Source organism: Malikia sp. (assembly GCF_028687635.1).
Lineage (GTDB): Bacteria > Pseudomonadota > Gammaproteobacteria > Burkholderiales > Burkholderiaceae_C > Malikia.
The window spans coordinates 41,688-55,261 of sequence record NZ_JAQTZS010000009.1; the positions used below are offsets into that span (position 1 = coordinate 41,688).

Below are 13,574 nucleotides of genomic sequence, written 5' to 3' on the forward strand. Positions count from 1 at the left end.
ATGGGATTTTGGTCATCAATTGGAAGTGCGATATCGGGCGCAGCCCGCGCAGTTGGCAGCGTCGTGTCATCGGTGGCATCGACGGTTAAAAACGTCGCCAGCAAGGCTTGGGAAAAAACCAAAGAAGTCGTAGCGAAGGCAGTCAACTGGATGGCCGAAAAGGCCGAAACCTTCGTCGGCAGCGTCAAAAAAGTCTGGCAGTCAGTCAGACCGTTCATAGACACCCATGTCAGGCCTTTGGTCCAGGCAGCAGCCAAAGTTGCCCCCTGGCCATGGCTAAAGGGCGCGCTGACCGCGCTCGACAAGGGACTGGCCTACGTTTCGGCCTTCGACCGCTCGCCGCTGGCTAAGAAACTCGACTACGCGATCCGCTGGGTCATCAATGCCGCGAAGAACATGAAGGAAACGCTGCTGAAGAAGCCAGAGGAAGTCGAGCAAGCCAACGAGCGTAAACAGGTGTTCGAGGAAGCGATCGCCCAGATGCCGGCCGAGGAGGCCAAATCAATTCAGCTCGCGGCGATGATCAACGACTTCGTTCTGGTGCAAACCGCGATCAAGAACACTTTCGACAAGAACGAAATTAGCGACTTCGAGCATTACCTGCGGCTGCGCGCAACGCAGAAGCTGCTGAAATATGCCGAACAGACGCTCAACGGTGCGACCGACATCGAGCAAATCAGCGAGGACGACATCTTCCTGCTCAAGGCCAGCGCTGGACTGCTGGCATCAAAGCCAGAGTTGTCAAACGCGGACGCGGTGAGGCTCGACGACATCATCCAAAAGCGCTACCGCAAGAAACTGATCCCCTTCGTCTTCGAGGAAATGGTGATGGCCTGGGGCCAGAACCTCGGCGAACTCGAAAAGCAGCTCAAGACCGATACGACCACGCTTTCTAAGAACACCGTGCTGCTACGCCGGCTCGAGATGGCCAAGAAGATTTCTGACATCTCAGCTGAGGAGGAAATCGTACTGAATCAAATGAAGACCGAAACCGCAGCGCTCAAGTCGCAAGTCGACGCACTGAGCGCGCACACGCGTGAAAAAAGGAACTACGTCTACGCGGCCGAAGGCTTCCTGCAAACGCTGGAAAAGTCCCAGGAGGAACTCATAGCCGAAGGTCGGGACTATCTGGCCGAGGAAGGTGGCCAAGTCGGCATGATCATCATCGACTGCGCACAGCACGGCCGCAAGTGGGAAACGTTGAGTGAGGAGGATCAGATGCTGATCATCGACTACGCCAACATCTTCAAGGAAGAAAGCGAAATCCGCGCACAACAACTGATCGAAGTGGAGGTCGGAGCATGAAAATCGAAATCATTGAATTTCTGATTCCAAAATTTGAGCCAATCCAGATCATATTTTTCCTGGGAATATTTGGCGCTACCATTGCCACCATGCTGACCGTCAGACGCCAGGCCAATCCGCTGAACTGGGAAAGAAATTGGCACCATGGCGCCCAGGGCGACAAGTCGGACGACCTCGATGCCGAACATGGCTCAATGCATGACATCTGCCAGGCGGTGGCTACCAAACCCGAGCAACTGGCCGACGTGATGCCGGGGATCCTGCTCGTGATCGGCCTGCTGGGCACCTTTCTCGGTCTTGGAATTGCGCTGGACAAGGCGTCTGCGATCCTGACAGACGCTTCGGCCAGCGGCATGGACGACGCGATGTCTAATCTGATGTCGATGATGCAGGGGCTGGGAACAAAGTTCAAGACTTCGACTTGGGGCATCATCGCCTTTCTGTGGCTGAAGATCTGGGCATCGAACAACGGCTTCGACGAACGCCGACTGCGCTGGACAGCGCAGAAGATGAAGTGCGAGCTTGACGACTCGCGCAGCCAACAGCTCAGCCGCGATCACCAAGCACAGCACGCATTCGTCACCAGCATCGGGGAACTCGGCGACAAGATCTGCGCTACGCTGCTGAAGGAATTCACGCAGCAACGCGATGTACTGAGCAAGGAAGCGGCAGATACCCGTCAGATGTTCCAGAATGAATTGATCCTGAATCGTGAGTTGCAGCAGCACAACCAGGAAATCTTCATCGAGCAAAAGACCCTCGCTCGCGATATTCTGCAGCAAGGCACTTCGACGCGCCAGGCCCTAGAGTCATTCGTCACAGCAAACTCCAGCAACATTGAGTCGATGCGGCAGTCTTCCGAGAAGATGGCGATATCGGCAGACAAGGTCGGCGCATCCGCGACCGACCTGGGAACAGCAATTACCAGTTTTGAGACTAATGTCTCTGAAGTGATGAACTTGCTGAAGTGGGATTTGAAGTCGACGATCGACGACATGAACGCGAGCTTCAAGTTAAACATGGGCGAAATCAGTACCAACCTGGTCAACGCGACAAACAACATCTCGCAGGCCGTTGGCACCTTGTCAACCAGCGTCGAACAGACGATGGCCGAAGTAAAAAATTCAATCAACCAGTCACTCGACATCCAGCAGAAAACACAGGCCGTCTTTGGCGAAACCAGCCTAACATTGAACACGAGTGTAGAAAGTCTGACCCAGCTGATCAACCAGTTGTGCGACGATATCAAATCGGGGCTAAAGGCGGTTTCTGAAAGCGGCCGCCGTATGACATCACTGGACTCGCGTTACCAGGAGGTCACGCAGAGCGCCGAGAGCAGTACCAGAAAAATTGATGAATTGCTTGACCAAGTCTCGGATGCGATCAGACGGCTACAAAGCCCGTCGGTCAACGTCGATCTCAGTCCGCTTTTGAAATCGATTGAATACATCAGAAAGAATCTCGAAAGCCAAGAAGGCAAGCTGGGTGACCAGATCGCGACGGCCGTGCAGGCCAAGCTACCCACTGCTCAGCTTGATCAGGCCGTTGGACTGCTGCGGGACATCAACAGAAGCCTGAACAAGTCTGAAAAATCTGCTGTCCTAATGCTGGAAAACCAATGAAGGAAAAGCCAACCGAATGGGTGTCGATCTCTGACCTAATGGCTGGCGTGATGGCGGTGGTGATGCTGTTGCTGGTCATCTCGGTACTGCAGCGCACTTTCGCCGAGATCAAACACAAGCAGGAAATGGAGCAAGGCGTCGCAGCGCAGAAGAAACAGCTATCGGCAGCACTGAACGACCTCAAGGTATCGCTGCAGAGCCAGGGCAGCGAGGAACTGGTTGCGGTCGACATCAACTCGGGCAAAATCACCTTGCGCGATAACGTGTTTGACCGAGGCAGCGCCTGCATCACCAAGCGAGCTCAGGATGCGATCCGAGGCATAGAACCGAGGATCATGGAATTCCTGCGACAGAACACGCACGGCCAGGTAGTCGTCGAAGGGCATACCGACAACCTGCCGGTAAGCCGACCCGTAACCGACTTTGCACGCTTTTGCACCGTCTACGACGACAACTACACGCTGTCAGCGGCGCGCGCGCGCGAAGCACGCCGGCTGCTGGTAGGGGACGTGGCTGACGACCAAGCGGGGCGAGTGATCGTCGCGGGCTACGGTGACTCGCATCCGCTGGACAATGTGCAGCCGAGCGACTCAAAAAATCGGCGGGTCGAAGTGCATTTCGTGCTGCAGGAAAGCCGCAAATAGTGAAACAGCTGTCGTTTGCCTGTGCAGACCTTAGGCACACTGGCGACTGCTTGCGGTGAGCGGCAACAAAAAGAAAACCCATGGCAAACGAATTCGACGACGGCAGTTTCTGGGACAAGGTCAAACACTTCGCGCTCAAGGCCGGCAAGGAAGTGATCGAGAAGGCACTGTGGCTGTACTACGCCGCGCAGCAACCCAACACCCCCGTCTGGGCCAAGACCGTGATCTATGGTGCCCTCGTCTATTTCGTGCTGCCGGTGGACGCGGTACCCGATGCGATTCCGGTCGCGGGCTTCACCGATGACCTGGGCGCGCTGGCGGCGGCGCTCGGGACGGTATCGATGTATGTAACCGACGAGGTCAAGCGTATCGCCGCAGAGAAGATGAAGGAATGGTTCGGGGCTTGACTGAGCTGCAAGCAGCAAAACACGGCTCATGAGCACCGCATCAGGCCCCAAATCTCCCGCCCGCTACATCTGGCAGCAACCGGAATGGCCACGGTTGCGGATCGACATGACCGCCCCGACCGTCGCCCTCCTTGCGGCACAATCCCCGCCATGGTCAAGATCTATGGCATCCCCAACTGCGACACGGTCAAGAAGGCGCGCGCCTGGCTGACCGAACAGGGCGTCGCCCACGAATTCCACGACTTCAAGAAACAGGGCGTGCCCGAGGACAGGCTGGACGCCTGGCAGACTGCAGTCGGCTGGGACAAGCTGCTCAATCGCAAGGGCACGACCTGGCGCAAGTTGCCGCCTGAACTGCAGGCTGCGGTGGTTGACGCCGCCACGGCCCGCCCGGTGCTGATGGCACATGCCAGCGTGATCAAGCGCCCGGTGGTCGAGTGGGACAACGCCATCACGGTCGGCTTCGACGCCGACGACTGGGCCAGTCGGGCCTGAGGCCGCGACATTTCCCGCAAACCCTGCCGCCCGCGCCTCTAAAATGGCGGGTTGGTGCGTCGCCGTGGGCGGCGCCAGGCTTTCTCCACATTTTTTAACCGCGATTCCTCGCGAGCGAACTCCATGAGCACCACCCAGATCGACGGCGTGTCCGTCAACACCCAGGCCAGCGTCTACTTCGACGGCAAGTGCGTCAGCCACGGCATCACCTTCCCCGACGGCACCAAGAAGTCGGTCGGCGTGGTGCTGCCCGCGACCCTGACCTTCAACACCGGCGCGCCCGAGATCATGGAATGCGTGGCTGGCAGCTGCGAGTACAAGCTCGCCGGCAGCGACCAGTGGCTGACCTCCAAGCCGGGCGAGCAGTTCAGCATCCCCGGCAATTCCAGCTTCGAGATCCGCGTGACCGAGGCTTACCACTACATCTGCCACTTCGGCTGATCCGAAGAAAGACCCGAACATGTCCGCCACCATCCTGCAAAACCTGCCCATCGGCCAGAAGGTCGGCATCGCCTTCTCGGGCGGCCTCGACACCAGCGCCGCGCTGCTGTGGATGAAGCTCAAGGGCGCCCTGCCCTACGCCTACACCGCCAACCTGGGCCAGCCCGACGAGTCCGACTACGACGAGATCCCGCGCAAGGCCATGGGCTACGGCGCGGTGCAGGCACGCCTGATCGACTGCCGCCCGCAACTGGCCGCCGAAGGCATCGCCGCGCTGCAAGCCGGTGCCTTCCACATCAGCACCGCTGGCGTGACCTACTTCAACACCACCCCGCTGGGCCGCGCCGTGACCGGCACCATGCTGGTGGCCGCGATGAAGGAAGACGACGTCAACATCTGGGGCGACGGTTCGACCTACAAGGGCAACGACATCGAGCGCTTCTACCGCTACGGCCTGCTGACCAACCCGAGCCTGAAGATCTACAAGCCCTGGCTGGACCAGGCTTTCATCGACGAGCTCGGCGGCCGCAAGGAGATGAGCGAGTTCCTGATCGCCAACGGCTTCGATTACAAGATGTCGGTCGAGAAGGCCTACAGCACCGACTCGAACATGCTGGGCGCCACCCACGAGGCCAAGGACCTGGAGCACCTGAGCTCGGGCATCCGGATCGTCAACCCGATCATGGGCGTGGCGTTCTGGAAGGATGAGGTCGCGGTCAAGGCCGAGGAAATCACCGTGCGCTTCGAGGAGGGCATGCCGGTCGCGCTCAATGGCAAGACCTTCGAGTCGCCGGTCGAGCTGATCCTGGAAGCCAACCGCATCGGCGGTCGTCACGGCCTGGGCATGAGCGACCAGATCGAGAACCGCATCATCGAGGCCAAGAGCCGTGGCATCTACGAGGCCCCCGGCCTGGCGCTGCTGCACATCGCCTACGAGCGCCTGGTCACCGGCATCCACAACGAGGACACGATCGAGCAGTACCGCATCAACGGTCTCAAGCTCGGCCGCCTGCTGTACCAGGGCCGCTGGTTCGACCCGCAGGCCATCATGCTGCGCGAGACCGCCCAGCGCTGGGTCGCGCGCGCCATCACCGGCGAGGTCACGCTGGAGCTGCGTCGTGGCAACGACTACTCGATCCTCAACACCGACAGCCCGAACCTGACCTACGCGCCCGAGCGCCTGTCGATGGAAAAGGTCGAGGACGCGCCGTTCACGCCGCTGGACCGCATCGGTCAGCTGACCATGCGCAACCTCGACATCGTCGACACGCGCGCCAAGCTGGGCATCTACTCCGACGCCGGCCTGCTCTCGCTGGGCCAGGGCGAGGACTTCCTCAAGCTGGGCGGCAACCAGTAAAGGGGCCGGCAATTGCCGGCCTTTTTTCATAGAACGACGGGTTCGGGTTCCAGCCGGATGCCGAAGCGCTCGTAGACGCTGGTCTGGATCGCGCGCGCCAGCGTCATCACCTCGCCGCCAGTGCAGGGGTGCTCGGCGTCGCCCCGGTTCACCAGCACCAGCGCCTGCTTGTCGTAGACGCCGGCGTGGCCCACGGTCTTGCCCTTCCAGCCGCAGGCGTCGATCAGCCAGCCGGCCGCGAGCTTGACGCTGCCATCGGGCATCGGGTAATGCACCACCTTGGGCTCGCGCGCGATGATGTCGGCGCATTGCTCGGGCGTGACGCTGGGGTTCTTGAAGAAGCTGCCGGCGTTGCCGATCACGGCCGGGTCGGGCAGCTTGGCGCGCCGGACCGCGCAGACCATCTCGAAGATCTGCCGCGCGTTCGGATTGATCAGGCCGGTTTCCATCATCTTGCGCTCCAGATCGAGGTAGCCCAGCACCGGCTGCCAGGGTTTGGGCAGCCAGAAACGCACGCGCGTGATCAGCGCCCGGCCCTTGAGACCGAAGCCGCGCCCGTCGGCGGCGCGCTCATGCTTGAAGACCGAGTCGCGGTAACCGAAGCCGCATTGGGCGGCATCCAGGCTGAAGGCCGCGCCGGTTTCGAGGTCGATCGCGTCGAGCGAGTCGAAGCGGTCCTGGCACTCGACGCCATAGGCGCCGATGTTCTGCACCGGCGAGGCGCCGACCGTGCCGGGGATCAGCGCCAGGTTCTCCAGCCCCGGCCAGCCTTGCTCGATGGTCCAGGCGACGAAGTCATGCCAGCGCTCGCCGGCGCCAGCCTCGACCAGCCAGCCCTGGTCGGTCTCGCGCAGCAGGCGCCGCCCCGAAATCTCGACCTTGAGCACCAACTTACGGACATCGCCGGTCAGCACGATGTTGCTGCCGCCGCCGAGCACGAAGCTGTCGTCGGCCGACCAGTCCGGATGCCGGATCAGCGCCTGCAGCTCGGCCTCCGAACCGATGCGGGCCAACCGCAACGCGCGCGCGGCGATGCCAAAACTGTTGAAGGGCTGCAAGGCCAGGTTTTTCTCGACTAACATCCCGGGATTGTCTCATCCGGGCCGCATCCGGCAGCCCGGCACGCAACCCGATTAGGAATCCAGCATGCCCTCTTTTGACACCGTCCTCGAACCCAACCTGGTCGAAGTGAAGAACGCCGTCGACCAGACCGCCAAGGAAATCGGCACCCGCTTCGACTTCAAGGGCAGCTCGGCCGCGGTCGAGCTCAAGGACAAGGAAATCACGCTGTTCGGCGACAGCGACTTCCAGATCCAGCAGGTCGACGACATCCTGCGCAACAAGCTGACCAAGCGTCAGGTCGACGTGCGCTTCCTCGACGCCGGCAAGGTCGAGAAGATCGGCGGCGACAAGGTCAAGCAGGTGCTGAAGGTGCGCAACGGCATCTCCAGCGAGGACGCCAAGAAGATCCAGCAGCTCATCAAGGGCAGCAAGCTGAAGGTGCAGGCCGCGATCCAGGAAGAAAAGGTGCGCGTGACCGGCGCCAAGCGCGACGACCTGCAGCAGGCGATGGCGCTGATCCGCAAGGACATCACCGATCTGCCGCTGTCGTTCGACAACTTCCGCGACTGATCCGCCCGCGCTCAACGCGACCAGCCGGCCCGGGGCATCCACCCCGCGCCGGTTTTTTCATTTCTCGGTCTGCCGCATCTTGACCAGCTCTATACCATATAGGGTATTATTGATAGTCATTAAGTTAAGCATCATCAATTTACACCGGAGGATGAAGATGATCCCGATACCCGCCGCACTGACCCTGCTTGGCCTCGCGCTCGCAGCGCCCGCCTGGGCACAGCAGGCCGCCCCGACGCCCGCCCCCGCTTCCGGCGATATCCCCACCCCCTTCGTGATCAAGCCTGCCGAGGCCTATGACGTCAGCAAGCTGCCCGACGACCATTACGGCCGCATGGTGCGCTACGGCAAGGAACTGAGCGAGCGCACCTTCGCGCACATCGGTCCCGAGGTCAAGAACCCGAGGATGCGCTTCGCGGGCAACAACCTGGCGTGCACCTCCTGCCACCAGAACGGCGCGGCCAAGCCCCATGCGATGCCCTGGGTCGGCGTCCATGCCGCCTTTCCGCAATACCGCGCGCGCGAGGACGAACTCAGCACCGTGGCCGAGCGCGTCAACGGCTGCATGGAGCGCAGCATGGCCGGCAAGCCGCTGCCGCTCGACAGCCGCGAGATGAAGGCCTTCGAGACCTATATCCACTTCCTCTCGAAGGATGTGCCGACCGGAGCGACCGTGGTTGGCCAGGGCTTGCCCAAGGTCAAGATGCCGAACCGCCGCGCCGACACCGTCGCCGGCGCCAAGCTCTATGTCGAGAAATGCGCCGCCTGTCACGGGGAGAATGGCGCCGGCGTGCGCGCCGGCGCGCCGGGCAGCGCGACCGGCTACACCTTCCCGCCGCTGTGGGGCAAGGACTCGTTCAACAATGGCGCTGGCATGAACCGGCTGGTGTTCGCGACCACCTTCGTCTACACCAACATGCCACTGGGCTCGCAGCATGGCCAGCCGCAACTCAGCCTCGACGAGGCCTACGACATCGCAGGATACATGCTGAGCCAGCCGCGCGGCACCAAGGCCAATCTCGAACGCGACTTCCCGGCGCGCTGGAACAAGCCGGTCGATGCGGCGTTCCCGCCCTATGTCGACGGCGCGCCGGCCGACCAGCACAAGCTTGGCCCCTTCCCGCCGCTGGCCGAGAACATGGTCAAGCTCAAGGACAAGCTGCTGAAGGAATCGGGCCGCTGAAAGGACTGCGGGCTGCGTGAGCAGCCCGAATGAGATGACGAGCTGCGGGCGCTCAGGCGCCCAGCGGCGCGCGGTCGATCAGCGACAGGCTGTCGTTGACGTCGAACAGCTTGGCGTTGACCCGCGCAACGCCGAAGGACTTGAGCCGCGCGCTGTGCATGGCCAGGTAGGCCTCGGCGCTGGGTCGGTCGCTGAACAGGTAGGCGCCACCCGCCTCGCCGGCGGCGGCGTTTTCGGTCCAGATCTTCCAGAGCAGGCCGGGCTCCTGCGCGATCGACTGCGCCAGGCCAGCCATGGCCTCGCTCATCTCGGCGCCCCAGGGGCCTTGGTAGGGGAAGTCGACTTGCAACAGAACGGCCATGGTGAACTTTCGTGGTGGATGAACGGAATCAGCGCGGCACCAGGAAGACGGACTCCTCCTGGATCGCGATGCCCGAGTCGTTGAGCGATCGGATCTTGAACTGGATCTTGTGCGAGCCGCCGGGCGACGATCCGGGCGGAACCTGCACGCGCAGCGCCAGCGAGTGGACCTCGGTCGGCTGCACGACCATGGTGCGCTCGGACGCGATCATGATGCCGGGCAGGCCCTCGACCGAGACCTCGAGCTGCTGCACGACCTCGGTCGCGTTCATGGCCTGCAGGCGGAACACGTTCTCGATCCGACCCTGCTCGACCATGCGCGCGATCGCGCCACGGTCACGCATCACGTCGACCTTGAGCGGCGTGCGCAGGTACAGGCTGACGGCCACCGCGACGCAGATCGCCAGCAGAACGCCGGTGTAGATCAGCACGCGCGGACGCATGGCGCGCTGAACCATCTGCTGGTTGGACCATTGGTTGGCCATGCCGTTCTCGGTCGCGAACCTGATCAGGCCACGCGGGTAGTTCATCTTGTCCATCACATCGTCGCAGGCGTCCACGCAGGCACCACAACCGATGCACTCGTACTGCAGGCCCTTGCGGATGTCGATGCCGGTCGGGCAGACCTGGACGCAAAGCGTGCAGTCGATGCAGGAGCCCAGGCCCAGCGCCTTGGGGTCGGCCGATTTCCTGCGCGCGCCGCGCGGCTCGCCGCGCGCTTCGTCGTAGGTCACGATCATCGTGTCGCGGTCGAACATCGCGCTCTGGAAGCGGGCGTAGGGGCACATGTACTTGCAGACCTGCTCGCGCATCCAGCCGGCGTTGCCGTAGGTGGCGAAGCCGTAGAACAGCACCCAGAAGGTCTCCCAGGGACCCAGGCCCAGCGTCGCGAACTCGGCGACCAGCACCTTGATCGGCGTGAAGTAGCCGACGAAGGTCACGCCGGTCCACAACGCGAACAGGATCCAGGCCAGATGCTTGAGCGCCTTGCGGCCGAACTTGTTGCCCGACATGGCGCCGTCATCCAGCCGCATGCGCGCGCTGCGGTCGCCCTCGATCTTCTTCTCGATCCACATGAAGATCTCGGTGTAGACCGTCTGCGGGCAGGCAAAGCCGCACCAGAGACGTCCGGCCACCGCGGTGAAGAGGAACAGGGCGAGCGCCGCGATCACCAGCAGCCCGGTCAGGTAGATGAAGTCCTGCGGATACAGCACCAGGCCGAACAGGTAGAAGCGGCGCGCCTCGAGGTCGAACAGCACGGCCTGGCGGTTGTTCCAGACCAGCCAGGGCAGGCCATAGAAGACGATCTGCGTGATCCAGACCAAGGCCCAGCGCCAGGTATTGAACAAGCCCTTGACCGAGCGCGCGTAGATCTTTGCGCTCGACTCATAGAGCGATATTTCGACCTCTTTCGGTGCCTCGGCGGCACGCGGTTTATCGGGATTCGTCGTCATCGAAAGTACCAGTATGAAAATGCCCTGCCCTTGCCCCAGGCCTGTCGGCAGCCGCCGACTCCAGCCGGCCATGGGACCGCCCAGGGGCCAGGCTTGAAGGCATCGGTCTGCCATTTTGACATGACAGGAAAATGGGCTGCGGTGGCCGGCTGGTCGCGTCCCAGGCTGCGGGCCGGCAGGTGCAACACAAGGCCGACTTGCTCACAGATATCCAGGACCTTGTCACAAGATTTCCTATCGTCTTGATTGAATCGTTTGGCCTGAAGCACGGCCTGGATCAGCCCGAAATCCCGCCGCAAGGGCTATATTAAACCCCGGCCGATGACCCTCCCTTCGCCAGCACTTTGCAAGCACTTTGCAAGCCAGAGTGGATCGGGTCGGACGGTCGCTTCAGTTGACAACGCAACCCAAGGAACGCGAAATGGACAAGAAAGACCTGAGTTCTGCCGGCCAATGCCCGGTCATGCACGGTGGCGCCACTGCAGTCAGCGTGTCGAACACGGCCTGGTGGCCCAAGGCGCTGAGCCTGGACATCCTGCACCAGCAGGACAGCAAGACCAATCCCCTGGGCGCGGACTTCAACTACCGGGAAGAACTCAAGCAGCTTGACGTCGATGCCCTGAAGCAAGACCTCAAGGCCCTGATGACCGACAGCCAGGACTGGTGGCCGGCCGACTGGGGTCACTACGGCGGCCTGATGATCCGCATGGCCTGGCACTCGGCGGGCACCTACCGCATCGCCGACGGCCGTGGCGGCGCCGGCACCGGCAACCAGCGCTTCGCGCCGCTGAACTCCTGGCCCGACAACGCCAACCTCGACAAGGCGCGTCGCCTGCTGTGGCCGATCAAGAAGAAGTACGGCAACAAGCTCAGCTGGGCCGACCTGATCATCCTGGCGGGCAACATGGCCTACGAGTCCATGGGTCTGAAGACCTTCGGCTTCGGCTTTGGCCGCGAAGACATCTGGCACCCCGAGAAGGACATCTACTGGGGCTCGGAAAAGGAATGGCTGGCCCCCACCGGCAGCGAGGGCAGCCGTTACTCCGGCGTGCGCGACCTGGAAAACCCGCTGGCCGCCGTGATGATGGGCCTGATCTACGTCAACCCGGAAGGCGTGGACGGCAAGCCCGACCCGCTCAAGACCGCGCATGACATCCGCGTCACCTTCGAGCGCATGGCGATGAACGACGAGGAAACCGTGGCGCTGACCGCCGGCGGTCACACCGTCGGCAAGACGCACGGCAACGGCAGCGCCGCCAACCTGGGACCAGCACCGGAAGGTGCCGAGCTGGAGGAACAGGGCCTGGGCTGGATCAACCACAGCAGCCGTGGCGTGGGCCGCGACACCGTGACCAGCGGCATCGAAGGCGCCTGGACCACGCACCCGACCCAGTGGGACAACGGCTACTTCGACATGCTGCTGAACCACGACTGGGAGCTCAGGAAGAGCCCGGCCGGCGCCTGGCAGTACGAGCCGATCAACATCAAGGAAGAGGACAGGCCGGTCGATGTGGAGGATCCCTCGATCCGCCGCAACCCGATCATGACCGATGCCGACATGGCCATGAAGATGGACCCCGAGTACCGCAAGATCTCGGAGCGCTTCCACCAGGACCCGGCCTACTTCACCGAAACGTTCGCGCGCGCCTGGTTCAAGCTGACCCACCGCGACATGGGACCCAAGGCCCGCTACATCGGCCCGGACGTGCCGGCCGAAGACCTGATCTGGCAGGACACGGTGCCCGCCGGCCGCCAGGACTACGACGTCGCCGCCGTGAAGGCCAGGATCGCCGCCAGCGGCCTGAGCCTCGGCGAGATGGTGTCGACCGCCTGGGACAGCGCCCGCACCTTCCGCCAATCGGACAAGCGCGGCGGTGCCAACGGCGCGCGCATCCGGCTGGCGCCGCAAAAGGACTGGGCCGGCAACGAGCCGGCGCGGCTGGCCAAGGTGCTGGCGGTCTACGAGCAGATCGCTCTTGACACCGGCGCCAGCGTGGCCGACGTGATCGTGCTGGCCGGCAACCTCGGCGTCGAGCAGGCGGCCCAGGCCGCGGGCGTCGAGATCAGCGTGCCGTTCGCGCCGGGCCGAGGTGACGCCGGCCAGCAGCAGACCGATGTCGCATCGTTCGAGGTGCTGGAGCCACTGGCGGACGGTTTCCGCAACTGGCTGCAGAAGGACTTTGCGGTCAGCGCCGAGGAGCTGCTGCTCGACCGCGCCCAGCTGCTGGGCCTGACGGCGCACGAGATGACCGCGCTGGTGGGCGGCCTGCGGGTGCTCGGCACCAACCATGGCGGCAGCCAGCATGGCGTGCTCACCGACCGGGTCGGCGCGCTGACGACCGACTTCTTCGTCAACCTGACGGACATGAGCTACACCTGGAAGCCGACCGGCCGCAACAGCTACGCCATCGTCGAGCGGAAATCCGGCGCCACCAGGTGGACCGCCACCCGGGTCGACCTGGTGTTCGGCTCGAACTCGGTGCTGCGCGCCTACGCCGAGGTCTACGCCCAGGACGACAACCGCGAGAAGTTCGTGCAGGACTTCGTGGCCGCCTGGAGCAAGGTCATGAACGCGGACCGCTTCGATCTGGCCTGACTCGGGCCGGGTCACCCCGCGCAACCCTGATGAAAGCGATCTTCGGATCGCTTTTTTTTAACTCATTAAATACGAATG

General features: G+C 62.6%; 13 protein-coding genes. 10 read left to right on the plus strand and 3 right to left on the minus strand.

The features are described from left to right. From PHR85_RS07770 to argG, 7 genes are all read left to right on the plus strand, one after another. Positions 1 to 1,305 carry a hypothetical protein gene (locus PHR85_RS07770; RefSeq protein ID WP_300052620.1) on the plus strand — a complete coding sequence of 435 codons (1,305 nt, stop codon included), beginning with the start codon at positions 1 to 3 and terminating at the stop codon, positions 1,303 to 1,305. Then, entirely contained in the window at positions 1,302 to 2,927 is a 1,626-nt protein-coding gene (locus PHR85_RS07775; protein WP_300052623.1) for a hypothetical protein, read from the plus strand. The genes PHR85_RS07770 and PHR85_RS07775 overlap by 4 nt, the downstream gene beginning before the upstream one ends. After that, positions 2,924 to 3,571: an OmpA family protein gene (locus PHR85_RS07780; protein WP_300052626.1), complete on the plus strand. Its 648-nt coding sequence runs from the start codon at positions 2,924 to 2,926 to the stop codon at positions 3,569 to 3,571. Before PHR85_RS07775 ends, PHR85_RS07780 begins: the two co-directional genes overlap by 4 nt. A gap of 80 nt (positions 3,572 to 3,651) precedes the next feature. Then, positions 3,652 to 3,978 carry a YkvA family protein gene (locus PHR85_RS07785; RefSeq protein ID WP_300052629.1) on the plus strand — a complete coding sequence of 109 codons (327 nt, stop codon included), beginning with the start codon at positions 3,652 to 3,654 and terminating at the stop codon, positions 3,976 to 3,978. Between the two features lie 150 nt (positions 3,979 to 4,128). Beyond that, positions 4,129 to 4,473, plus strand: coding sequence for an arsenate reductase (locus tag PHR85_RS07790; protein WP_300052632.1), 345 nt, complete (start codon positions 4,129 to 4,131; stop codon positions 4,471 to 4,473). Positions 4,474 to 4,596: 123 nt separating this feature from the next. Continuing rightward, on the plus strand, positions 4,597 to 4,914 hold the full coding sequence (locus PHR85_RS07795) for a pyrimidine/purine nucleoside phosphorylase (protein ID WP_300052635.1): 318 nt from the start codon (positions 4,597 to 4,599) through the stop codon (positions 4,912 to 4,914). Positions 4,915 to 4,933: 19 nt separating this feature from the next. Then, the gene (gene argG, locus PHR85_RS07800) at positions 4,934 to 6,271 is read left to right on the plus strand and encodes an argininosuccinate synthase (RefSeq protein WP_300052638.1); all 1,338 of its coding nucleotides are present in this window, start codon (positions 4,934 to 4,936) and stop codon (positions 6,269 to 6,271) included. 26 nt (positions 6,272 to 6,297) lie between these two features. Here argG and murB read toward each other — a convergent pair whose 3' ends face one another. Continuing rightward, positions 6,298 to 7,353, minus strand: a complete 1,056-nt coding sequence (gene murB, locus PHR85_RS07805; protein ID WP_300052641.1) for a UDP-N-acetylmuramate dehydrogenase — start codon at positions 7,351 to 7,353, stop codon at positions 6,298 to 6,300. A 64-nt stretch (positions 7,354 to 7,417) separates the two neighbouring features. On the opposite strand from murB, the gene PHR85_RS07810 reads away from it, so the two are divergent. Beyond that, positions 7,418 to 7,903: a YajQ family cyclic di-GMP-binding protein gene (locus PHR85_RS07810; RefSeq protein ID WP_300052643.1), complete on the plus strand. Its 486-nt coding sequence runs from the start codon at positions 7,418 to 7,420 to the stop codon at positions 7,901 to 7,903. Between the two features lie 157 nt (positions 7,904 to 8,060). Next, positions 8,061 to 9,086 (plus strand): c-type cytochrome, encoded by a 1,026-nt coding sequence (locus PHR85_RS07815; protein ID WP_300052645.1) that lies wholly within the window; start codon positions 8,061 to 8,063, stop codon positions 9,084 to 9,086. Between the two features lie 52 nt (positions 9,087 to 9,138). Here PHR85_RS07815 and PHR85_RS07820 read toward each other — a convergent pair whose 3' ends face one another. Together PHR85_RS07820 and ccoG are read right to left on the minus strand one after the other, a co-directional pair. Then, positions 9,139 to 9,447 (minus strand): monooxygenase, encoded by a 309-nt coding sequence (locus PHR85_RS07820; protein WP_300052647.1) that lies wholly within the window; start codon positions 9,445 to 9,447, stop codon positions 9,139 to 9,141. A gap of 28 nt (positions 9,448 to 9,475) precedes the next feature. Continuing rightward, on the minus strand, positions 9,476 to 10,900 hold the full coding sequence (gene ccoG, locus PHR85_RS07825; RefSeq protein WP_300052649.1) for a cytochrome c oxidase accessory protein CcoG: 1,425 nt from the start codon (positions 10,898 to 10,900) through the stop codon (positions 9,476 to 9,478). Between the two features lie 421 nt (positions 10,901 to 11,321). Here ccoG and katG point away from each other — a divergent pair, with 421 nt between their 5' ends. Then, a complete protein-coding gene (gene katG / locus PHR85_RS07830) occupies positions 11,322 to 13,496 on the plus strand; it encodes a catalase/peroxidase HPI (RefSeq protein WP_300052651.1) in 2,175 nt (724 codons plus the stop codon). Positions 13,497 to 13,574: the final 78 nt, after the last annotated feature.

Bases quoted from the DNA above. Each gene is read 5' to 3' on its own strand.
- PHR85_RS07815 (WP_300052645.1), top strand. From the start codon at position 8,061: ATGATCCCGATACCCGCCGCACTGACCCTGCTTGGCCTCGCGCTCGCA.
- PHR85_RS07780 (WP_300052626.1), top strand. From the start codon at position 2,924: ATGAAGGAAAAGCCAACCGAATGGGTGTCGATCTCTGACCTAATGGCT.
- ccoG (WP_300052649.1), bottom strand. From the start codon at position 10,900: ATGACGACGAATCCCGATAAACCGCGTGCCGCCGAGGCACCGAAAGAG.
- PHR85_RS07810 (WP_300052643.1), top strand. From the start codon at position 7,418: ATGCCCTCTTTTGACACCGTCCTCGAACCCAACCTGGTCGAAGTGAAG.
- PHR85_RS07785 (WP_300052629.1), top strand. From the start codon at position 3,652: ATGGCAAACGAATTCGACGACGGCAGTTTCTGGGACAAGGTCAAACAC.
- PHR85_RS07770 (WP_300052620.1), top strand. From the start codon at position 1: ATGGGATTTTGGTCATCAATTGGAAGTGCGATATCGGGCGCAGCCCGC.
- PHR85_RS07775 (WP_300052623.1), top strand. From the start codon at position 1,302: ATGAAAATCGAAATCATTGAATTTCTGATTCCAAAATTTGAGCCAATC.
- PHR85_RS07820 (WP_300052647.1), bottom strand. From the start codon at position 9,447: ATGGCCGTTCTGTTGCAAGTCGACTTCCCCTACCAAGGCCCCTGGGGC.
- murB (WP_300052641.1), bottom strand. From the start codon at position 7,353: ATGTTAGTCGAGAAAAACCTGGCCTTGCAGCCCTTCAACAGTTTTGGC.
- PHR85_RS07795 (WP_300052635.1), top strand. From the start codon at position 4,597: ATGAGCACCACCCAGATCGACGGCGTGTCCGTCAACACCCAGGCCAGC.
- katG (WP_300052651.1), top strand. From the start codon at position 11,322: ATGGACAAGAAAGACCTGAGTTCTGCCGGCCAATGCCCGGTCATGCAC.
- argG (WP_300052638.1), top strand. From the start codon at position 4,934: ATGTCCGCCACCATCCTGCAAAACCTGCCCATCGGCCAGAAGGTCGGC.
- PHR85_RS07790 (WP_300052632.1), top strand. From the start codon at position 4,129: ATGGTCAAGATCTATGGCATCCCCAACTGCGACACGGTCAAGAAGGCG.